25 protein-coding genes and 1 other annotated feature are annotated in these 21,838 nt (G+C 35.8%); of the genes, 17 read left to right on the top strand and 8 right to left on the bottom strand.

The features are described 5' to 3' along the window. Nucleotides 1-15: 15 nt before the first annotated feature. The 3 genes from recD2 (at nucleotide 16) to JUJ52_RS09760 (ending at nucleotide 3,716) form a co-directional block, all read left to right on the top strand. On the top strand, nucleotides 16-2,325 hold the full coding sequence (gene recD2, locus JUJ52_RS09770; protein WP_026681242.1) for an SF1B family DNA helicase RecD2: 2,310 nt from the start codon (nucleotides 16-18) through the stop codon (nucleotides 2,323-2,325). A gap of 72 nt (nucleotides 2,326-2,397) precedes the next feature. Beyond that, on the top strand, nucleotides 2,398-2,592 hold the full coding sequence (locus tag JUJ52_RS09765; RefSeq protein ID WP_034678985.1) for a hypothetical protein: 195 nt from the start codon (nucleotides 2,398-2,400) through the stop codon (nucleotides 2,590-2,592). Nucleotides 2,593-2,630: 38 nt separating this feature from the next. After that, nucleotides 2,631-3,716 (top strand): AI-2E family transporter, encoded by a 1,086-nt coding sequence (locus JUJ52_RS09760; protein ID WP_026681240.1) that lies wholly within the window; start codon nucleotides 2,631-2,633, stop codon nucleotides 3,714-3,716. Nucleotides 3,717-4,380: 664 nt separating this feature from the next. Here JUJ52_RS09760 and JUJ52_RS09755 read toward each other — a convergent pair. Next, a complete protein-coding gene (locus JUJ52_RS09755) occupies nucleotides 4,381-4,569 on the bottom strand; it encodes a hypothetical protein (protein ID WP_026681239.1) in 189 nt (62 codons plus the stop codon). Between the two features lie 372 nt (nucleotides 4,570-4,941). Here JUJ52_RS09755 and JUJ52_RS09750 point away from each other — a divergent pair, with 372 nt between their 5' ends. The 14 genes from JUJ52_RS09750 (at nucleotide 4,942) to JUJ52_RS09685 (ending at nucleotide 16,412) form a co-directional block, all read left to right on the top strand. Next, on the top strand, nucleotides 4,942-5,505 hold the full coding sequence (locus tag JUJ52_RS09750; RefSeq protein WP_026681238.1) for a Tad domain-containing protein: 564 nt from the start codon (nucleotides 4,942-4,944) through the stop codon (nucleotides 5,503-5,505). Nucleotides 5,506-5,681: 176 nt separating this feature from the next. Further along, nucleotides 5,682-6,047: a hypothetical protein gene (locus JUJ52_RS09745; RefSeq protein ID WP_026681237.1), complete on the top strand. Its 366-nt coding sequence runs from the start codon at nucleotides 5,682-5,684 to the stop codon at nucleotides 6,045-6,047. Further along, entirely contained in the window at nucleotides 6,014-6,475 is a 462-nt protein-coding gene (locus JUJ52_RS09740) for a hypothetical protein (protein WP_205388646.1), read from the top strand. Before JUJ52_RS09745 ends, JUJ52_RS09740 begins: the two co-directional genes overlap by 34 nt. A gap of 313 nt (nucleotides 6,476-6,788) precedes the next feature. After that, nucleotides 6,789-6,991 (top strand) — a binding site (T-box leader). 334 nt (nucleotides 6,992-7,325) lie between these two features. Beyond that, nucleotides 7,326-9,971, top strand: coding sequence for an alanine--tRNA ligase (gene alaS, locus JUJ52_RS09735; RefSeq protein WP_205388645.1), 2,646 nt, complete (start codon nucleotides 7,326-7,328; stop codon nucleotides 9,969-9,971). 122 nt (nucleotides 9,972-10,093) lie between these two features. After that, nucleotides 10,094-10,366: an IreB family regulatory phosphoprotein gene (locus tag JUJ52_RS09730; RefSeq protein WP_026681233.1), complete on the top strand. Its 273-nt coding sequence runs from the start codon at nucleotides 10,094-10,096 to the stop codon at nucleotides 10,364-10,366. Further along, nucleotides 10,363-10,776, top strand: a complete 414-nt coding sequence (ruvX, locus tag JUJ52_RS09725; protein WP_026681232.1) for a Holliday junction resolvase RuvX — start codon at nucleotides 10,363-10,365, stop codon at nucleotides 10,774-10,776. Before JUJ52_RS09730 ends, ruvX begins: the two co-directional genes overlap by 4 nt. 12 nt (nucleotides 10,777-10,788) lie before the next feature. After that, entirely contained in the window at nucleotides 10,789-11,076 is a 288-nt protein-coding gene (locus JUJ52_RS09720) for a DUF1292 domain-containing protein (RefSeq protein ID WP_026681231.1), read from the top strand. 123 nt (nucleotides 11,077-11,199) lie between these two features. Next, nucleotides 11,200-12,318 (top strand): endolytic transglycosylase MltG, encoded by a 1,119-nt coding sequence (mltG, locus tag JUJ52_RS09715; protein WP_026681230.1) that lies wholly within the window; start codon nucleotides 11,200-11,202, stop codon nucleotides 12,316-12,318. A 125-nt stretch (nucleotides 12,319-12,443) separates the two neighbouring features. Then, on the top strand, nucleotides 12,444-13,082 hold the full coding sequence (locus JUJ52_RS09710; protein WP_026681229.1) for an O-methyltransferase: 639 nt from the start codon (nucleotides 12,444-12,446) through the stop codon (nucleotides 13,080-13,082). A gap of 17 nt (nucleotides 13,083-13,099) precedes the next feature. Then, complete coding sequence (gene udk / locus JUJ52_RS09705) at nucleotides 13,100-13,741, top strand: uridine kinase (protein ID WP_026681228.1); 642 nt, start codon at nucleotides 13,100-13,102, stop codon at nucleotides 13,739-13,741. Nucleotides 13,742-13,934: 193 nt separating this feature from the next. Then, on the top strand, nucleotides 13,935-14,411 hold the full coding sequence (gene greA / locus JUJ52_RS09700; RefSeq protein ID WP_026681227.1) for a transcription elongation factor GreA: 477 nt from the start codon (nucleotides 13,935-13,937) through the stop codon (nucleotides 14,409-14,411). Nucleotides 14,412-14,692: 281 nt separating this feature from the next. Continuing rightward, nucleotides 14,693-15,376, top strand: coding sequence for a YrrS family protein (locus JUJ52_RS09695; RefSeq protein WP_026681226.1), 684 nt, complete (start codon nucleotides 14,693-14,695; stop codon nucleotides 15,374-15,376). Between the two features lie 27 nt (nucleotides 15,377-15,403). After that, complete coding sequence (gene mtnN / locus JUJ52_RS09690; protein WP_026681225.1) at nucleotides 15,404-16,093, top strand: 5'-methylthioadenosine/S-adenosylhomocysteine nucleosidase; 690 nt, start codon at nucleotides 15,404-15,406, stop codon at nucleotides 16,091-16,093. An 82-nt stretch (nucleotides 16,094-16,175) separates the two neighbouring features. Beyond that, a complete protein-coding gene (locus JUJ52_RS09685) occupies nucleotides 16,176-16,412 on the top strand; it encodes a YrhC family protein (protein ID WP_034678980.1) in 237 nt (78 codons plus the stop codon). A gap of 42 nt (nucleotides 16,413-16,454) precedes the next feature. Here JUJ52_RS09685 and sigK read toward each other — a convergent pair whose 3' ends face one another. The 7 genes from sigK to JUJ52_RS09650 all read right to left on the bottom strand — a co-directional run bounded on the left by sigK (nucleotide 16,455) and on the right by JUJ52_RS09650 (nucleotide 21,838). After that, nucleotides 16,455-17,159 (bottom strand): RNA polymerase sporulation sigma factor SigK, encoded by a 705-nt coding sequence (gene sigK / locus JUJ52_RS09680; RefSeq protein WP_026681224.1) that lies wholly within the window; start codon nucleotides 17,157-17,159, stop codon nucleotides 16,455-16,457. Nucleotides 17,160-17,293: 134 nt separating this feature from the next. Next, a complete protein-coding gene (locus JUJ52_RS09675) occupies nucleotides 17,294-18,769 on the bottom strand; it encodes a UDP-N-acetylmuramoyl-L-alanyl-D-glutamate--2,6-diaminopimelate ligase (protein ID WP_121605289.1) in 1,476 nt (491 codons plus the stop codon). Nucleotides 18,770-18,873: 104 nt separating this feature from the next. Further along, a complete protein-coding gene (gene mnhG / locus JUJ52_RS09670) occupies nucleotides 18,874-19,254 on the bottom strand; it encodes a monovalent cation/H(+) antiporter subunit G (RefSeq protein ID WP_034678979.1) in 381 nt (126 codons plus the stop codon). Continuing rightward, the gene (locus tag JUJ52_RS09665) at nucleotides 19,235-19,546 is read right to left on the bottom strand and encodes a Na(+)/H(+) antiporter subunit F1 (protein ID WP_026681222.1); all 312 of its coding nucleotides are present in this window, start codon (nucleotides 19,544-19,546) and stop codon (nucleotides 19,235-19,237) included. The genes mnhG and JUJ52_RS09665 overlap by 20 nt, the downstream gene beginning before the upstream one ends. Then, entirely contained in the window at nucleotides 19,543-20,019 is a 477-nt protein-coding gene (locus tag JUJ52_RS09660; protein ID WP_026681221.1) for a Na+/H+ antiporter subunit E, read from the bottom strand. Before JUJ52_RS09660 ends, JUJ52_RS09665 begins: the two co-directional genes overlap by 4 nt. 6 nt (nucleotides 20,020-20,025) lie before the next feature. Then, nucleotides 20,026-21,507, bottom strand: coding sequence for a Na+/H+ antiporter subunit D (locus JUJ52_RS09655; protein ID WP_205388633.1), 1,482 nt, complete (start codon nucleotides 21,505-21,507; stop codon nucleotides 20,026-20,028). After that, the gene (locus JUJ52_RS09650; protein WP_026681219.1) at nucleotides 21,500-21,838 is read right to left on the bottom strand and encodes a Na(+)/H(+) antiporter subunit C; all 339 of its coding nucleotides are present in this window, start codon (nucleotides 21,836-21,838) and stop codon (nucleotides 21,500-21,502) included. Before JUJ52_RS09650 ends, JUJ52_RS09655 begins: the two co-directional genes overlap by 8 nt.

Here is a 21,838-nt window from a genome sequence, read left to right as displayed (position 1 = left end):
AGTGGAGTGTTTGAGATGGAACGAGACAAATATGCAGTGGAGGATCAAGGGTATATCAAAGGGGAACTTGTTTATACTATTTTTCACAATCAAGCTGAGCAGTTTTCGATTGCAAAAATTAAAGTACTGGAAACGAATGAAGCATTTAAAGAGAAAGATATTGTCATAAAAGGATATTTTTCAAATCTGCAAGAGGAAACTAGCTACTATTTTTATGGAACGTTTGAAAAGCATCCTCGTTTCGGCACTCAATATAACGTAACTTCTTATCAGACGTTTATTCCTAATTCGAAGGATGGGCTTGTTGCTTATCTTTCGAGTGATCTCTTTTACGGTGTAGGCAAGAAAACGGCGGAGAAGATCGTTGATCAACTTGGTGAAAACGCAATTACAAAGATTATAAACGATCCTAAGGCTCTAGCTAATGTAGCAGGATTAAAGCAAGCAACAGCAGAATCTTTGCGGACTGCACTTCAAGAGAATCAAGGATTTGAACATGTTGCTGTCTATTTAGCTAATTATCATATTGGTCTGAAAATGGCACAAAAAATATATCAGAATTATAAGGATGAAGCTATCCATTTGATTGAGGAGGATCCTTATCAGTTTGTATTTGATATTGAGGGATTTGGGTTTCGGACAGCGGATGAAATAGCAAACCAAATGGGACTTTCTACGTCGCATCCGAATCGAATTGGAGCAGGGTGTATTTATGTGTTACAACGATCTGTTCAAGATGGCCATGTGTTTTTGCCTATGGATAAGTGTATAAATTTGGTAATGGAGCTGCTAGCAACAATAGACCTTTCTGAAGTTATTATTACAGAACGCTTAACAGAATTGAATCGTGATAAAACGATTATTATTCAGGATGGTCATGTCTATCTACCTTCTTTGTATTATGCAGAAGATGGATTTAGTACACATATTAAAAGAATTCTAACAAAGCCAATTGAACATCAAACCCCGATGGCTGAATTAATGAAGATAATCGGTGACATCGAGGAGTCCGAAGTTCTATCGTACGGAAAAGAGCAATTCACTGCGATTAATCAGTCGATTCATTCAAAACTCATGATCTTAACAGGTGGTCCTGGTACGGGAAAGACTACTGTAGTGAAAGGAATATTAAATGCGTACGCTACGATTCATCAATTATCCCTAAACCCGAAAGATTATGATAATGAGCATGAATTCCCGTTTATTTTAACTGCTCCTACTGGAAGAGCAGCGAAACGATTAACAGAATCTGCCGGCCTTCCTGCACAAACCATTCATCGATTACTAGGTTGGGATGGTAATAGTGGTTTTGATAAAAATGAACATGAACCATTAGCTGGTAGATTTTTAATTATTGATGAATTTTCAATGGTCGATAGTTGGTTAGCTAATCATCTATTTAAGGCTATTCCTGATGATATGCAAGTATTAATTGTTGGAGATGAGGATCAGTTACCATCTGTAGGACCTGGTCAGGTGTTATCAGATTTACTTGGAAGTGATTGCATACCGTTTGTACGTCTTACAGAAGTTTATCGTCAAAAAGAAGGTTCGAGAATTATTCAAATTGCTCATGAGATTAAAAATGACGCTCCAGTTCAATTACAAAATGATCAAGACTTTAGCTTTATTCCTTGTAATGAGCTGCAAATGGTGGATGTGATTACGAAAATATTTACAAAAGCTATGGATAAGGGGTTTGATGTTCGAGATGTACAAGTGTTAGCTCCTATGTATCGATCGGAAGCTGGTATCACGAAAATAAATCAAGCTTTACAGCAAATCATCAATCCGAAGACAGAGCAAAAAAGAGAAGTGAAAACACAGGATGCTGTGTATCGTAAGGGTGATAAGGTTATTCAGCTGGTAAATCAACCTGAAGACGGTGTTTATAATGGAGATATAGGTGAAGTAGTTGCGATTTTTCGAGAAGAAGAAAATACTGAAAATGTGGAGCAGCTTGTTATTGCTTATGATGATAAAGAAGTCGTCTATGAGCCGAAGGATTACCGAAATATCATGCATGCTTACTGTATTTCTATACATAAATCACAAGGTAGTGAATTTCCAATTGTCATATTACCTGTAGTCAGAACCTATCATCGGATGCTAAAAAAGAACCTTCTTTATACTGCAATTACGAGAAGCAAACAATCATTAATTATTTGTGGAGAACAGCAGGCGTTTGTAAAAGGAGTAACAACAGTTGATACAAATCAGCGCTATACCAGCCTAAAGGAGAGTCTTATCGCTAAATTAGACAGCAAAGTGATTGAACCTGAAGTGGAGGATGAGGACCAGCTTTCACCATACGATTTCATGTGACAAAACGTATATTTTTGGTTAATTTGGGTTAGCATGAGAGTAAGATTTGAGACAGAAGGAGCTCTATAGATAATGCGATGCCCAAATTGCCGTGGTAAGGATATTGGAAAGATAGGCACACAACAGTTTTATTGCTGGAATTGCTTTATTGAAATGTCAGTAATCAATGATAAATTAACTGTCCATCAGGTTGAGGCAGATGGATCGTTAAGTTCACTTAACGATCTATTCAGTGAAGACGAAAGAACGATCTATGAAAATCCTTAACTATGCTGATAATTACTTCAGTAGGATGAAGTGTCATCATGTTTAAAAACAATAAGCGTTTGAACTTCCTTTACTGGTTATTGATTGGCATTTTTCTATTCCTTTTCATTTTCTTACTGATAAAACTGTTTCCATTTTACAAAACAGTTTTTTTATTTCTATGGCATCTCTTAGCTCCATTTCTTATTTCCTGTCTTATAGCGTATTTATTATATCCAGTGGTAAATAAACTCCATAGCTATAATATTCCAAGGGGAATAGCTGTTTTACTCATCTATTTGTTATTTTTTGGAGGTACCGCATATTTAATCTATCGTGTCTACCCGATGATCGTCACGCAAGTTAGAGAGCTTAATGAACAACTGCCTCAATTCATTAATATGTATGAAAAACTGATATACCAAATGTACGAATATACATCATTTTTACCAGAAACCGTTCATGATAAATTTGATCACTTAATCGCGAGGGTAGAAAATGGCTTGGATCGATTACTCGCAAGACTTGTAAACGGATTTACAAAAGTATTCGATTTTATTATTTTTATTACGGTTATTCCTGTATTAGTGTTTTACTTTTTAAAGGATTATGACAAAATTAAGGCTTATTTTAAGCGGTTTATACCAAAGAAATATCGTAGTCAATCAAGTAAAATGGTCCATGCTATTGATGAAACGTTAGGTGATTACATTCGTGGTCAATTACTCGTCTGCCTATTTGTAAGCCTAACCTCACTTATTATTTTTAAGCTACTTGGAATGGATTTTGCTTTGCTACTTGCTATTCTTATGGGGATTACAAATCTAATCCCATATTTTGGCCCAATTATTGGAGCAGCACCTGCTGTAGCGATTGCCCTTACAGTCTCAGGGAAATTAGTTATATTTGTAATAGTAGCTGTATTTATTATTCAATTAATTGAGAGTAACCTATTGTCCCCATACATTGTTGGAAAAAGTATTAATATACACCCAATAGCAATCATCTTTGCTTTATTACTGGGTGGACAGCTTTTTGGAATTGTTGGCATGATTATAGCTGTACCAACGATGACGATTGCCAAAGTAATTATTAAGCATGTCATTCACTGGAGACAATTTCGTAGCAAGGAGCAAGAGGGGTAATTTGGAGTAGTATTTTAACCTGCATATAACTGAAGTCCCCCACTTCAAGAAACAAAGTGAAACCAATATGGGTAAGTGGGGATCGACTGCCAGTAAATGTCCGATTGGTTTGACTAACAATCAGTGGGAGAAAAACCAAATCCCTACTTATTGAATTTTCACTTTATAAGCAGGGATTCCTAAAAAACGTATCATTTTTAGTTTAGCAAGCTAGAAATGGTACGTTTTGTTGTGGGTAAAAAAGAGAAATTATATCGAAAACATTATCGAAATGCAACTCGTACTGCTAAATGGAAAAAACGATTATAAATACCTAGTATAAAAATGAGATAACTTATTTGCTTCATTTAATAGGTTAAAAGTACGAGAAAAATATTTAGAATTCAAGATGTTTAATGATTTCATGAAATAAGTAACAAAAATGCTAACTTTAGAACCGTTTTGTATATAGACACAAAATTGACATGATCAAACAAAGTATGAAAAGATGGAATAAAGTCCCAGATAAAGAATAGGTCTAAGAATGCTGGAGTCAAAGCGTAAAGCAATTATTTTATTTCTTATCGCACTAGTATTAGCAGTAGTATCTGGTCTTTAAAATGAAATTTCGAATCTGGCAAGTCTGGGTTATCAAAAGTTAATACAAATAACAACTTTATCTCAGTTAATCCTGCGTTTGTTTATTGTATTTTTCGTTAATAGATTTTTTCAATTCTTCAACTTGTTTTACACTAATATTCTTTAACTCTTCATCTATTTCATTTCGTTTCTTGTTAAATGAGTCTAATTGATTACTATTTATGATTTCTTCATTTTTTAAATCAATAGCGACTTTGGATAAGTTGTTAAACAATCGAGTGATTTTTCTATCCCTTTCATTTGTAACTTTGTGGATATCGAAGCTATTTGTAACTTCTTTTTAATTAGCATCACTTAAAGCTTTCAACCGAATTAATGGGGTTCTTATTACACAATCGGCTGCAAACGAATATGTAAAAGTATATTCTATTACCAAAAACGCTGGGAGTGCCAGAGATGCCGCGAATGATATATTAGCTACGACAGGGAGTTACTTACAAAAAAATTCGATAAGTAGTTCTGGAAATAAAGAATTTACTGCAAAGGTTAAAGTCAATATCCGGATGGTATTTTTACCTAAGGAAATATTCGGATATCATGTACCTTCCATTCCATATACAGCAAGTGCACATGGTAGGGTAATAGAATGAAGCAGTTTATCCAACAAGAAGAAGGGAACATAGCTTTATTCGTTTTAGGTATGTTAAGTATTATTATGATCCTGTTTTTGCTAGTAGTAAATATGGGAGGCGTTTTAGCCACGAAAGAAAAATCTAGTACGACGGTTCAACAAGCAAGCATGGCAGGATCTAGTATAATCTATGAGGAAGTACAGAAAATCATTGAAACGTATGAGTATGAGACGTTAGAAGGAGAGCTGCTTAGCTTCTTTGAAGATTTTGATGAAAATCTTCAAGAACGAACTGAGCAATTAGCAAGTAGAAATTATTATCGTGATTGGTCAGCAAATGAAATACATCTAGAAGCGTTGGACCAAGTAGTGAATGAAGCTTTACAACATGAAATGATAAGACCAAAACTGATAGAGTTACTCCAAGATGTAGATATTGAAAGTCAAGTGGTTGCAAAGGTTAAAGAGATTATTATTGATAACGGTGGCGTATTAGAAAATGCGAAATTAAAGATCAGTGAAGACCGTCTATTTGTAAGGGCAGCAAATGAAATAGAGGCAGTGTCCTATGATGGATAATTTAAAAGAGAATGTGTACCAAGAATCAGCTGGTCCAAAAATTGATTTTATTAACGTTGTGTGGGATTGGAGCACGGAGGTATCATTAGACCAACCATTCTAAATGGTATAGTTACGTATTATAACGAAATATTATCCAGTAGGGATCTGTTTTAATGAAGTAAAGAGGTGACAAATTGATTTTTATATTGTTAGTTATAATTTTATATAGTGTCCCGTTTATTTGGGTGCTTTGGTCATTTATAAACGTAAAAAATAATAAAAGGGAAAAGGTGAAATGGAAGTATCCTATCCTCCTTTTTCTGTTATTAATCTTGTTATCGATAATTGGAAATGTCTATCTATCTTCCACTTATACGATTCCTTTCTTGCAAACCTCGATGGAAAGTATGATCTGGCTAATCGTAGCAGCTGTGTTTTTAGGAATCATTGCCCTTATTAATGTATTTGTAACATTATCATTACGGAATAAAAATGTTTCTAAGCAATTTCATAATCCGAGAGTGATATGGAAATTAATTGGTGGGATGGCACTGTTTTAGGATTCCTGTTTATTTGGTTTATGCCCTTTGGACAAAAGCTATCATATGTGATGGCTTTAGAGCAAGCAATGAATGCAACAGAAAATGCTAATGGTTCAGAAGAAATTACACTTTCACTAGTTAAATCAGAAAGTAATTGTCTTACAAAAAGAAATTGTTCGAATGAACAGTTTCACAATGTGATTTATGTGAAGAACAATATGGATGAGCCAAAAGAAATACAAATCAAGATACGCGCACTAGACAAGGATCAACAAGAATTAAAAGTTATTGACTCGAAGATCATGGAGGTCGGTGCGAATGAGTTACAAATGGTAAAAACGGAGGAAACCAATCAACAATCAAGTATATGGAATCAATATTCTTTTCAAACTGATGATAGGATGTATTATTTTCAACATCAATTTCGCTATAGGGAAATAGAATAAGCAATATATCTGTGTATTACATCAAGAGAAGGTGTAAGAAGTTTTTATGTCAGAAAAAAGCTGGAGAAGGTTCTATCTGTATTTAATGTTATTTATCTATATCATTTATGCACCTATATCAATTATTGAATGGCTCTCAGAATCAGGAGGTTTTCCTTTTACTGCAATTATAGTAGGTATAGCGCTGCCTTTATCCGAAAAATCACCTAGAGGGATTAAAGGAAATTTCAAAGAAAGATTCTGTCTCATAGGTATGCATCGGCGTTGACATTCCGCTCGATGTTTTTTATAATTACGCTAACAACTATACATGTAGAATACGTTGAAAGTTTTGAGTACATGACAATCGCTTTTAAGAGAAGGATTTCCGTTGGCTGAAAGAAATCCTAAGGTAGAATCATGGAAAGCTAAGCTGGAGTACGGTTAATTCCCGTCGGTGTCATACCGTTATAATGATAAAGTGATGAACAATAGTTCATAATTAGGGTGGTACCGCGATCAAATCTCGTCCCTGCAAATGCAGAGAAGGGATTTTTTTATTGTCTAGGTAATTGTAAAATTTGAACCTGTGGATAAAAATGGGCGTGTTGAGCTGTTCCAGCGGAGGCGACTTCACGAATTGCCCTAATCTAAGTTATCATCGGCTTGCATGTACACCGTGATTCCTTTATCTCCGTTGACTCGCTTCAGTTCGCTACGTTTCTAATCGGGCGCTTGCGCTTTTATTCTTTTCAGGAAATAAATAATCCATTTACTGCGCTCAGTTAGTCTTTCCTGACGAAAAAGTGATGTCAATGATTAATGACTTGATGTTCTATTCAACTATTTTTAGATTGGGAGGAAGTTTAAGATGAAACAATTATCATCAGCAGAAGTTAGGCAAATGTTTTTAGATTTCTTTAAAGAAAAAGGCCATCGTGTTGAGCCAAGTGCTTCTCTAGTTCCGAAGGATGATCCGACGCTACTATGGATCAACAGTGGTGTTGCAACATTAAAAAAATATTTTGATGGTCGGGTAATCCCTGATAATCCTCGAATCGTAAATGCCCAAAAATCAATTCGTACGAATGATATAGAAAATGTCGGTTTTACCGCAAGACATCATACGTTCTTTGAAATGCTCGGTAACTTTTCAATAGGTGACTACTTTAAAAAAGAAGCTATCGATTGGGCTTGGGAATTTCTAACGAGTGATCATTGGATTGGGTTTGATCAAGAACGTTTATCCGTTACAGTGCATCCAGAGGATGATGAGGCCTATGATATATGGTTAAAGAATATAGGTATTCCAAAGGAAAGAATTATTCGTTTAGAAGAGAATTTTTGGGATATTGGTGAAGGCCCAAGTGGACCGAATACAGAAATCTTTTATGATCGTGGCGAACACTATGGAAACGATCCAAGTGATCCTGAACTTTATCCTGGGGGAGAAAACGAAAGATACTTGGAAATATGGAACCTTGTCTTCTCCCAGTTTAATCATAATCCAGATGACACGTACACGCCTTTACCTAAAAAGAATATAGATACTGGTATGGGCTTAGAACGGATGGTATGTGTCATTCAAGACGCACCAACAAACTTTGAAACAGACCTATTTATGCCAATTATTAAAAAGACAGAAGAGTTAGCCTCTACAAAGTATGGAGCTAGTCAAGAAGGAGATACAGCTTTTAAAGTGATTGCTGATCATATTCGTACGGTTAGCTTTGCGGTAGGAGATGGTGCTGTTCCTTCGAATGAAGGAAGAGGTTATGTATTAAGAAGATTAATTAGAAGAGCTGTTCGATTTGCCAAAGAAATTGGTATTGAAAAGCCGTTCATGTATGAATTAGTAGATACGGTAGCAGACATTATGAAGGATTTCTACCATGAAGTAGTGAAGAAAAAAGAATTTATTAAAAATATGGTGAAAGTGGAAGAAGAGCGGTTTCATGAGACACTGCACGATGGCTTAGAAATATTAACAGCAATCTTGAACAGCGAAAAGGAGAAAGGAAGCACCTTATTCCCAGGAGTGGAAGTATTTCGCTTATATGATACCTATGGGTTCCCTAAAGAATTAACAGAGGAATATGTGGAAGCACAAGGTTTTACGATTGATGAAGAAGGTTTCCAACGAGAAATGGAAAAACAACGTGAGCGTGCACGTAACGCTCGACAAAAAGTTGATTCTATGCAAGTACAAGATGCTGTTTTCAGTGAGATTAATATCGATAGTGCGTTTGTAGGGTATACCCAAATGGAAGTAGATACTTCCATTGTGGCAATGATTGCTGGTAATGAACAGGTGGAAGTAGCAGAAGCAGGTGACGACATATATGTATTCCTAGAGCAAACACCATTCTATGCCGAAAGTGGCGGGCAAATTGCTGACAAAGGTTTCATTTCTACCGAGCAAGCTACTGCATATGTAAAAGACGTACAAAAATCGCCAATTGGGCAGCATATTCATCGTGTAAGCATTCAACAAGGTTCTTTACGTATAGGAGAAGCGGTTCATGCCATAGTTGAAAAGTCGGCTCGCTCTTTTATTGTCAAAAACCATACAGCAACTCATTTATTACATCAGGCATTAAAGGATGTGCTTGGTAGTCATGTTAATCAAGCTGGATCACTTGTTACGCATGAACGCCTCCGATTTGATTTCTCTCATTTTAATGCTGTAACCAAAGCTGAGCTACAACAAATTGAAGAAATTGTTAATACAAAGATATGGGAGGCAATGTCCCTAGTCATTACCAATGAAAATATTGAGGATGCTAAAAAAATGGGAGCAATGGCCTTATTCGGCGAGAAGTATGGCGATGTAGTTCGAGTAGTTAGAATTGGTGATTATAGTTTAGAGCTTTGTGGTGGCTGTCACGTTGTGAATACATCTGAAATTGGTCTATTCAAGATCGTTTCGGAAAGTGGAATCGGAGCTGGAACAAGAAGAATTGAGGCTGTTACTAGTAAAGAAGCCTATCAATATTTAGCAAATAAGGTAGGTCTATTACAGCAATCTGCTCAATTAGTTAAATCGAAAGAGGAAGCACTTCCAGAAAGAATAGAGGGCTTATTTCAGGATATTAAAGAGTTGCAGAAGGAAAAAGAATCACTTCGTGCAAAACTTGCAAATGTAGAAGCTTCTTCAATTTTAGATAATGTACAAAACATTGAAGGTATCTCTTTATTAAGTGAAAAAGTCGATGTAAATGATATGAATCAGTTGCGAAATATGCTGGATGACTTAAAACAAAAACTAGAATCTGGAATTATTCTATTAGCAATAGAGAATAACGGAAAGGTTCAATTAGCAGCAGGAGTTTCAAAAGACTTAATGGAACAAGGATTCCATGCAGGGAAATTAATTAAACAGGCTGCGCATGCTTGTGGCGGTGGCGGAGGAGGTCGTCCAGACATGGCCCAAGCAGGAGGTAAGGATCCATCCAAAATTGATCAAGCCTTAAATGCAGCTAAAGAATATATTTTAGAGCATATGAATAGCAACTAATTTGAATATCATCTAGTGAAAAAGATATAATTAATTCTATAATCATGTTAAGATAATAGAAGAAGCTTACATTCGGTTTAGCAGATGGCTTTACCAAATGATTCTAAGATCGAGGTGTCACGATGAGTTCAATTGATAAAACGATGAAATTTAATTTTTCGGAAGAGCCTTTTGACCAGGATATTAAGGAAATACTTTTCACAGTGCATGCAGCTTTAAAGGAAAAAGGGTATAATCCGATAAATCAGATTGTAGGTTACTTGCTTTCTGGTGATCCTGCTTATATTCCAAGGTACAATGACGCACGTAACTTAATTCGTAAAATCGAACGTGACGAAGTAATTGAAGAGCTTGTCAAGTTCTATTTAGAACAACAGCAAAAGGAAAATAAATGAAAGTAATGGGATTAGATGTAGGATCCAAAACAATAGGTGTTGCTGTTAGTGATGCCTTTGGTTGGACTGCACAAGGAATAAAAACAATCAAATGGAACGAAGAAGAGATTACCTCTGCCGATGAAGCATTAAAATCCATTATAGTAGAACATCAAGTTGGGAAAGCTATTGTTGGACTTCCGAAGAATATGAATGGTACGATCGGAGAGCGTGGAGAAGCATCTAAGCTCTACGCAGAGCATCTAGAAAAAGTCCACGGAATTGAAACAGTGCTATGGGATGAGCGTTTAACTACGATGGCTGCTGAAAGAGTTCTACTAGAAGCGGATATGAGTAGAAAGAAACGTAAGAAAGTCATTGATAAGATGGCAGCTGTAATGATTCTACAAAATTATTTAGACCAGAAATAAAGGAGTGAAAGAATGGCACTTGAGGAAAAGGAACGAATTATAATACCTGATGAAAATGGAGAAGAACATTTATTTGAAGTTCTGTTTACCTTTGATGTGGATGAGACAAGTCAATCCTATATCGCAGTTATTCCTGTAGAGCAATCAGAGGATGAGGAAGTCGAAGTTTATGCATTCCGTTACGAAGAAAAGGAAAAAGATGATGACGATTTATCGCTGTTTCCAATTGAATCTGATAAAGAATGGGAAATGGTTGAAGAAATGCTTCATACACTAGCAGATCAAGAAAATGAGGCATAGGGTTATCTCAAAAAATGAAAAGCTGATGTCGAAATACGGCATCAGCTTTTTGTTTTTTGCATAAAATTAATGGAATATAACATCGAATTTTAGTATAATATACCGGATGAGAGGGGGATAACTATGTCCAAAGAGAAAAAGAATGGTAATTTTAGGGACAACCTCATTGCTCGAAGCGAAGAAGCCAAGACAGTGCGTAAGATTGTGTCAATTATTATTATCGCATTACTTTTAATTTTGATTATTGGTGGCTTATCTGGTTTTTTGTACGTCAAGTCAGCCCTAAAACCAGTTGATCCAGATAGCAAGGAAGAGATAAAAGTAACAATTCCAATTGGTTCATCATCTTCAGAGATTGCTTCTTTATTAGAAGAAAAGGGGGTTATTAAAAATGCCCTTATATTTCGTTTTTACATAAAATTTAATAATGAATCAGATTTTCAAGCTGGAAAATACACATTCACGCCAGATATGGAATTAGATGAAATAATTGAATCACTGAAAAATGGAAAGATTATGGCTGAAGCAGTTCATACAATTACCATTCCAGAAGGAAAAACCATTGAGCAAATGGCAGGAATCTTTGCAAAGAAAATGAGTTTTTCGAAAGAAGATTTTTTGAAGAAAGTAGACGACAAAGATTATATTAGTCAGTTAATCAAAAGATATCCATCTATATTGTCAGAGGAAATTCTAAATACTGAGATTCGTCATCCATTAGAAGGGTATTTATTTGCATCAACATATGATTTCTATGAAGAGAAGCCAAGCGTAGAAGCAGTTATCAATGAAATGTTGAAGAAAACAGATGCTGTGTTATCCGATTATTTAAACGAAATTAGTGAAACTGATTATTCGGTTCATGAAGCTGTTACCTTTGCCTCGGTTGTTGAAAAAGAAGCGAGCACTGCAAAACAGCGGAAAAAAATTGCCGGTGTGTTTTATAATCGTATAGAGGAAGGAATGAAGCTACAAACAGATCCAACCGTATTGTACGCTTTAGGAAAACATAAGGATCGTGTATTATATGAGGATTTAGAAGTAGAGTCTCCTTATAACACTTACTATGCGGAGGGCTTACCGATTGGGCCAATTGGAAGCTATGCCGAAAGCTCCTTAAAGGCAGTGCTTAATCCAGAGCAATCAGATTTCTTATATTTCCTCCATGATGGAGAAGGAAATATTTATTATGCAAAAACATTAGATGAACATAATGAAAATAAACAGAAGTATATCGATTAAAGTCTCATCCCCCTATCTCATAAGCTGAGAAGGGGGATGCTTCCGATATATTTACCCTTCATTTAATTTATGATAAAATATGTAATCTTGGTATCGAGATTTCATTCTGAAAAAGAGGTCATTTTATGAACGAACAAGTAATACACTACTTATTGAACATTTTACCTGCTACAACTTCATTTGTTCAGCAATTAGAAAAGGAAGCAAAGCAAAATCATGTACCTATTATGGAGCCTCTAAGTATGGATTTTATGCTGCACATACTTCAATTAAAGAAACCGAAGAGAATATTGGAGATTGGAGCAGCAATTGGATATTCTGCTTTAAGAATGGCAGAAGTAGCACCAGATTGTGAAATAATAACAATTGAAAAAAATGAACAGCGTTACCAGGAAGCTGTTATGAACATAGAAAAGCAAGGGAAGTCTAGTACAATAGATGTTATCCTAGGAGATGCCATCGATAAACTAAATGAGTTGCAAAATGATTCATTTTTTGATGTAATATTTATCGATGCAGCTAAAGGGCAGTATCAAAAGTTTTTTGAGCAATCGGTTCCTTTACTTGCAAGGGATGGACTAATTATTACGGATAATGTCTTGTTTAGAGGGTATGTTGCACAACCAGAATTAGCTCCAGCAAGATTTAAAAATATGGTCAAAAAAATTCATCATTACAACGAATGGCTTATGCATCATCCTGATTTTACAACCACTATTGTACCTATCGGAGACGGTGTTGCTATTAGTTTAAAGAAACACTAGAAGGGGGTACCGTATCTATGCAAGATAAACCAGTGGTTATTGGCGTTGCTGGGGGGAGTGGTAGTGGTAAAACTTCTGTTACTCGTTCCATATGTCAACGTTTTTCAGATCAAACCATTCTTGTTATTGAACAGGATTATTATTATAAAGATCAAAGTCATTTGCCATTTGAGGAGCGATTAAATACGAACTACGATCATCCTTTAGCATTTGATAATGATTTATTAATTAGTCATATATACGATCTATTAAATGGAAAAGAAATCGAAAAGCCAGTGTACGATTACAAGGTTCATACACGATCGAAAGAAGTAATAAAGGTAAAGCCGAAAGATGTTATTATTTTAGAAGGCATCCTGATATTAGAGGATCCTCGTCTTGTTGACTTAATGGATATAAAAGTATATGTTGATACAGATGCAGATTTACGTATTATTCGCAGATTGATGCGGGATATAAATGAACGCGGAAGATCTCTAGACTCTGTCATCGATCAATATATTAACAATGTAAGGCCATCGCACTTACAATTTATTGAACCAACCAAGCGATATGCCGATATTATTATCCCAGAAGGCGGACAAAATCACGTAGCAATCGACATTATGGCTACGAAAATAGAAACGATACTTTATAAAAATCAACATAAACAAATTTAGGAAAAGTATTGAAAATTTGTACAAAGTCTGCCATAGTAATGATTAGTACAATTTTGGTATAATGGAGCGTTTACATTGGCTCCGTTATTGATATAAGCTCAGCTCAATGTTTTTTATTAACTGGGGGTTATTATGAGACTCCAAAAGTGAAAATTCTCTTTAGATGCTGAAGGAATAAAAAGGAGTGTTTAGAATGGCTACAGAGAAAAGTTACTATATGACACAAGAGGGGAAAGAAAAGTTAGAAGAAGAACTACATTATTTAAAAACGGATAGACGACAAGAAGTTGTTGAACGTATAAAAGTTGCTCGTGATTTTGGAGATCTTTCCGAGAATTCGGAGTATGATGCTGCGAAGGATGATCAGGCATTTGTCGAATCACGTATTGCACAAGTGGAAAAAATGATTCGTAATGCAGTAATCATTGAAAACGATAATGATAATCCGAATATTGTATCACTAGGGAAATCGGTAACGTTTCAAGAGCTTCCAGATGGTGAAGAAGAAACATACACGATAGTAGGGAGCGCTGAAGCTGATCCGTTTGAAGGGAAAATTTCAAATGATTCCCCAATGGCTCAAAGTTTACTTGGACAAGAAATTGGTTCTGAAGTAACTGTAGCTACACCTGGTGGAGAGATTCAAGTTAAAATTGTAAATGTAGATTAATTTTTATATCTATATGGTTGTTGTATAAAAAGATCATGGTGTAATATTCCCCCCTTATGTAGTAGTGTAAAATAGTTGGTGTTACACTTACTGGAAAAGGGGGGGTTTTTTCATTTTAAATTCCTTCAATAAGAGGTTAATGGATGATCGACTGGGGATCAGTAATCGGTCGTTCTGTTGGTAGGAAATTATGACTACTAATATTTTGTAATGTCTCTATCATATAATTCTATAACATAAATATGATATCATAGTAGAGTAAATATGGGAGGGCTGAAAACATGAGTGAATTTGATAGAGTATCAAGAGTAGATAAATTTGAAAAGCGCAGAAAAAATACAAAGTCTATCTCACTTTTGCTTGTGCTTGGTGCAGTTTTACTTATTGTATTAATTGGTTTTTGGATGTTCGGTGGTGACGATGAGGCTGCTAAAGAAGAAGAGAGTAAGTCTGGTAACGAGACAGAGCAAAATGACACTGAAAAAGATGGCAATGATGAGAGTGGCGATCACTTCACTAAAGTTGAAGAAGAAGACTCCACAAATGATACGGATCAAAACAATGCTTCTGAAAATGATGAGAATGAAGCATCAAACGAGGAAGACTCGGAAAATGCAAATGAAGATGTACAAATAGAGCAGCTAGAGCCTTCTGGTGACAATGTTGTAGAGGCTTATACAGCCAATTGGGAGCCAATTGGAACAGAGCAACAAGGTCCACATACAACAAATTATGATGATGGCTCACAAGATAGAATTGAAATTAGTAGAGCAGTAGCAATGGCTACGGGATTAGCTGAGAATAATATGACGACACATTGGGTTGGTAATGGAGGAGATCAAAAGGTAGAGGCAACTGTATCAAACCCTGACAATACAGAGATTTACCGTGTATATTTATCTTGGGTTGATAATAAAGGTTGGCAGCCGACAAAGGTTGAAGTGTTGCAAGAGGTCGATATTTAATATAATCAAGATGATGGAGGAAAAGGTATGACAATTGGAATTATTGGAGCAATGGATGAAGAAGTTGCTCTATTACAGTCTAAGATGACTGACAAAGAACAATTGAAAGTTGCGAATTGTATATTTACCCGTGGTAAATTATTTGATAGAGAAGTTGTTCTATTAAAATCTGGTATAGGTAAAGTTAATGCTGCAATGGCTACGACTATTATGCACGAACGATTTACACCAAAGTTCGTAATAAATACTGGTTCTGCTGGTGGGTTTTCCAAGAATCTAGAAGTGGGCGATGTTATCATCTCCACACAGGTTGTTCATCACGATGTAGATGCAACTGCGTTTGACTACACATATGGACAGGTTCCAGGAATGCCGGCGATGTATGATGCTGACACTAACTTAGTGGCAAAGGCATCAAAAGTAATGCATACAATGGATATAGGTTATGAGGAAGGAATAATTGCTACAGGTGATTCCTTCATGTCTGATCCAGACCGAGTTGCCTTTGTACGTCATAAATTCCCAACTATGATTGCTGCCGAGATGGAAGCAGCTGCAGTTGCGCAGGTTTGTTATCAGTATAATATCCCGTTTGTCATAATTCGTGCGTTATCGGATATTGCTGGAAAGGAATCTTCCATATCCTTTGATAAATTCTTAGAAAAAGCTGCAACCAATGCGGCTGAAATGGTTATGAGCTTAGTTAAAGAACTGTAAAGAATCTATGAAACAACCAATATTTACCTTTCTAACGTGCATCTATTCTATGTTATTATATGTACTAAATGGGGGGATATAGGTGGTAAATGAAAAGGTAAAGGAATTGGAATCTAAATTAAAAGACTTTCAGCGCTTTATAGGGACTTTGCTTATACTAAGTAGCTATTTATATCTTGGTGCCATTATTAATACGTTCATGAGACCATCTACTGATGGGAAGATATTAATGCTGCTTGCTTTTGTAACTGTGTTATCTGGAATTTTGCTAGCAACTAAACAACGAAAAATTAAAATAGAACTAGAAAAGGAGCGCTAAACCCTGCTATGGGTTCGCTCCTTTTTGAATGATGGTGTCAAACTACCTTCTTCTTTCTTTTCGATAATATTCATGAAATACCTTCATTAGTGCACGCTTTTCAATTCGAGAAACATAACTTCTTGATATATTTAGTTTTTTAGCAATCTCACGCTGTGTCATTTCTTTTTGATCATTTAACCCATAACGGTAAACAATTACCTCTCGCTCACGATTATCAAGTATTGAAAAATAATCTTCCATTTTCTCGATTTCCATATTTAACTGGATAAATTCAATAATGTTTTGATTTTCAGCTTCTAAAATATCGATTAAGCTGATTTCATTACCTTCTTTATCTTGCCCGATCGGATCATGCAGGGAGACGTCCTTTTTCACTTTTTTCAAGGCACGTAAATGCATAAGTATTTCATTTTCTATACAACGGGCGGCATACGTTGCAAGCTTTGTTCCTTTGTCAGTGGAGTAGCTTTCAACTCCTTTAATAAGACCAATTGTCCCAATGGAAATTAGATCCTCTGCATCTTCACCTGTATTCTCGAATTTCTTAACAATATGTGCCACCAATCGAAGGTTATGTTCAATTAGTTTGTTCCTTGAAGTTTCATCCCCCTCCTGCATCTGCTTAATATATTTCATTTCTTCTTCTGGTGGTAAAGGCTGAGGAAAAGCATGATTTTTAACGTAGGACACAAAAAACATAGCTTCTTTAATAAGAAGCGCAAGGGCACTTAATATCCCGGACAACTATATCAACCTCCTCCATACAAGGCTGGGCTAATGCCTATACCTTATTTTTATGAATCATGGAGAAGGAAAGTGTCTGTCCGCATTAATTTCTTTATTCTAATTAAATATAGTACTTTTATCCTGCTCGATGTTTAATCAGGATATGTTATTTTAACTTGTTCTATAGCTAATGAAGCATCACTGTGTGGATATTTCTTATCTCCAATAATTTGATAGTTTTCTCGACCTTTTCCAGCGATGACGATGATATCTCCAGGTTTACTAAGTTGAATCGCTTGCTTTATAGCCTGTTTGCGATCAGGAATTAACGAATAATTGTTGTGTAACATCCCTTTTTCCATATCTGTAAGTATCTTATTGCTATCCTCATTACGTGGATCGTTAATGGTTAGAATTACGGTGTCAGCTTGGGAGGCTTTTTCGCCCATAAGTGGTCGTTTTTCCTTATCACGTTCTCCTCCTGTACCAACCACCATAATTAATTGTTGTTCACTATTCTTTGAAGACCTGACGGCATGAACGCATTTTTCAATTGCATCAGGCGTATGAGCATAATCAATGTAGATGGTTACAGGGGCTTCCACATTTATCCTTTCCATCCTACCTTTTATGGTGGACATACCACGCAATAGAGGAACTAATGTTGTTATCGAATAACCCTTTACATAAAGGGATGCCAAGGCTGCCAATGTATTATAAACATTAAACTCTCCTAACAGATTGCTCTGAATCAAATGCTTTCCTTCTGGTGATTGCAGGGTAAATTCGGTAGTATCTGTATGATAATTTATATTCGTTGCTCTGAAAATAGCATCGGTATATATGCTGTAAGTAATGACTTCTGCAGATGTGAAATAATTGTATGTCTTCCACCAAGGATCATCACAATTTAGTACAGCATATTTTGGTGAAGTCATATCGTTACCTAACTGTGCAAACAATATTCCCTTAGCATAACCATAGTTTTCCATGGTGTGGTGATAATCAAGATGGTCCTGAGAAAGGTTTGTGAAGACAGCCACATCAAAATTAATTCCTGATAATCTCCCTTGGGATAGGCCTTGGGATGATACCTCCATAATAACATGATCTACACCTTCCTGATATGCACGATGAAGTAATTGTTGGTTGGTTAAAACATCACAAGTCGTATTTGCTGTCTGAAAATAGTGCTTATTAATAAGCATACCATTTGTACCAGCCACAGCAGTTTTTTGATTTAATTTACGGAGCATATCATGTATTAAACTAGTTACCGTTGTTTTGCCATTTGTGCCAGTAACTCCAAATATATTTAACTTATTGGAGGGAAAGTGATAAAACGTATTAGCTAATTTAGCCAAGGCTTTAATTGTATCAGGAACAATGATAAGCGCGTTTTTTTCTAGGTCAATTGTAAGGCTACGGTTAGCGACAATAACCCGAGCTCCTTTTTTTAATGCATCACGATAATAATCATGCCCATCAACAGTAAATCCAGAAATACAAACAAATAGTGATTTGTTTTGTACGTTTCGGGAATCATGGTGTATACTCTTAATTTGGTTTGGAAGGTGTCCAATTACCTGTTTGATTTTAAGGCACTCAAGTAACTCAGTTGTTTTCAACATGATGCCTCCCTCATTTGCTAATGCTTTTATATTGCCCAACGAAAAACTAATTTATTAAACAAAAAGAAGTGACTGCCTTTGCAAGGACGTCACTTCTTATTTTAATTATTTTGTTGTTTAGAGTAACTATCAATAGCATCTTGATAAGCATCTCTTCGGTTTTTAAGATGCGGCTTCACTCCATATGAGTGTGCTGCTCTGCCAATCATATGTGCAGATACTGGCGCTGTTAAAAGAATGAATACGATAGCTAGAAGTAATTTACCACTTACAATTGAATGCTCTAGGTATAGATAAAGAAAAGCACCAATAAGTATACAAGCAATTCCTAATGTGGAAGCTTTTGTAGCTGCATGAAGTCTTGTGTAGACATCGGGAAATCGTACAATTCCAATCGAAGCAGATAAGATAAAGAACGTACCAACTAAAACAAATAAGATAACAAGTATATTCAAGATAATGCTAATCCAAGTCTCTATCAATAATAACACCCTTTTCTAGATATTTTGCGATGGCAAGTGTCCCCAGAAATGCTAAGATCCCGATTAGCAAGATAACATCGTTTAATTTTGTTGTGACAATAAATATAGCCATTAATCCTGCAAGGCCCATCAGATTTATTCCAATTGTGTCTAGTGCAACAGCGCGATCTGGTTGTGTGGGACCTGCAATCACACGATATAATAAAAGGGCCAATGAAATTGCAATTCCGATAAAGCATATAATGACAACAACATGAAGTATCTGCTCTGTCGTAGTTAAAAGATCTGTCATCTTGTCACCTCCATAATTGCTTTTTCAAAGGTATTCTTAATGGACTGAATGGATTCATCACTATCATCAATATCCATTGCATGAATAAATAGCTTTGTATTATCTCGTGAAACTGCAACGGAAAGTGTGCCAGGTGTAAGCGAGATTAAATTTGCAAGTAAGGTAATCTCCCAATTGCTTTTAAGCTCGGTCGGTAGCTCAAAGATTCCTGGCTCTATATCTGGTTTAGGTGTATACACTAATTTTACGATATCCATATTGGATGAAAAAAGCTCTTTTATAAACAGCATAATCAATCGTAGGATTTTCATAACGCGTCGTAAATAGAATGTATCCGGTACGAAACGTCTTAGAAGCAGTAGGAGAAGTATACCTAATATATAACCAGCTATAAAACTAGGAACAGAATAAGATTCACTTAAGAACATCCACATGCATGCAATAATTAAGTTAATTACAATCTGAAAGGCCATAATGAATTACTCCTTTAATACAGAATCAATGTAGATTTCCGGATCAAGTAAATAAGTGGCAATTGACTCGATATGCGGATAGAAAAATTCTGCTCCAACACCTAATATCACAGAAAGAGCTAGCAGGCCAACAACTGGTGCGAGAAGCCCTTTGGTAGATTTTTTAGGTAGTTCCGCCATCGTTTCTTTATCTCCCCAAAACCCGTTAATAAATATTTTAACAACAGAGTAGAGGATCAACAGGCTAGTAATTAGACCGATAATAACAATGGCGATTTCTCCTTGCTCGAATGCGCCTTTTAGTAATAGTAGCTTACCAATAAAACCACTGAACGGAGGTAAACCTGCTAATACTAACGCCGAAACGAACAAGAGCCATCCTAAGAATGGATAATAGTGAATGAGTCCACCCATTTTTCGCAAGTCAGAAGTCCCTGCAACATATGCAATTACTCCGACAAGTAAAAATAAGACGGATTTAATGATCATATCGTTAATCAGGTAGTAGATAGAACCACTAATTCCATCCTGATTTAATAATCCAATCCCTAAGATAATAAAACCTATAGCAGGAATGATGTTATAAGCAATAATTAATTTAATATTAGAAGTTGAAAGTGCGCCAATTACACCAAAAATCATAGATAGACCAGCGATCCAAATAAACATCTCATGTGTCATATCCGTTTTATGAACAAAGATCAAAGTAAATACACGTAAAATAGAATATATTCCTACCTTCGTCAATAATGCTCCAAATAGAGCTGAAATGACAGGATTTGGTACGATGTAGGATTTAGGAAGCCAGTAATAGAGTGGGAATAATGCCGCTTTCGTAGCAAATACAAAGAACAGCAATATTCCAATCGTAGTTAAGATCCCTTGTTGTTCAACCTCTTGAACTCTTTGAGCAATCTGAGCCATATTTACAGTACCTACAACAGCATAAAGAAACGCTACTGCAGTAACGAAAAGCATGGAGGAAAACAAGTTAATCAATAAATATTTAAGTGATTCTCTTAGCTGTACTTTTCCACCACCAAGAACGATCAGGCCGTAGGAAGCCATAAGTAAAACCTCGAAAAATACAAAGAGGTTAAATAGGTCGCCGGTAATAAACGCTCCAGATACTCCAGTTATAAGGAAGAAGAAAAAGGGATAGAAATAAAACGTTTCCCTTTTTTCTAATCCAGCGTTAGGTGCATAGAATGCACATGCAACAGCAATAATGTTAGTTGTTAACACTAATATAGCTGCTAATCCGTCCATAACAAGGATAATACCATATGGAGCTAGCCAATCCCCTGTTTCCAAGATAATCGTACCATTAGTGAATACATACCAAGTGATATAACTAGAAGTTCCTAGACTTATTAAAGAAAACAGTTTTGAAAGTGCTCTTGATACCTTTACTTTTTGATTAAAGAATATTAGAATCACTGCTGATATCAATGGAATGATGATTGGTAATACTGCTAAATTACTCATTTTCGTTACCCCTTAATTGTTCCATATTGTCTGTATTATTTTCTTTCGTCGTACGATAGGCCAATACTAATAGCAGACTTGTGACACCAAAGCTAATAACGATAGACGTTAGGATTAATGCCTGTGGCAATGGATCTGTATAGTCGGAAATTCCTTCAGTAAGAATAGGAGGCTGCCCTGTTTTTAATCTACCCATAGTAAGTATGAGTATATGTGCTCCGTGAGACAGCAAAGCCGTACCAATTACTATCCGAAGTAATTGCTTCTGTAAAATATTATAGATAGCCGTTGCAAATAACACTCCCGCTAAAATAGAAGTGATAATTTCCAT

Source organism: Virgibacillus sp. AGTR, from assembly GCF_016919725.2.
Classification (GTDB): domain Bacteria; phylum Bacillota; class Bacilli; order Bacillales; family Amphibacillaceae; genus Virgibacillus; species Virgibacillus salarius.
The sequence above is the reverse complement of the archived record's forward strand: the minus strand, read 5'-3'. Positions and strand labels throughout refer to the sequence as shown.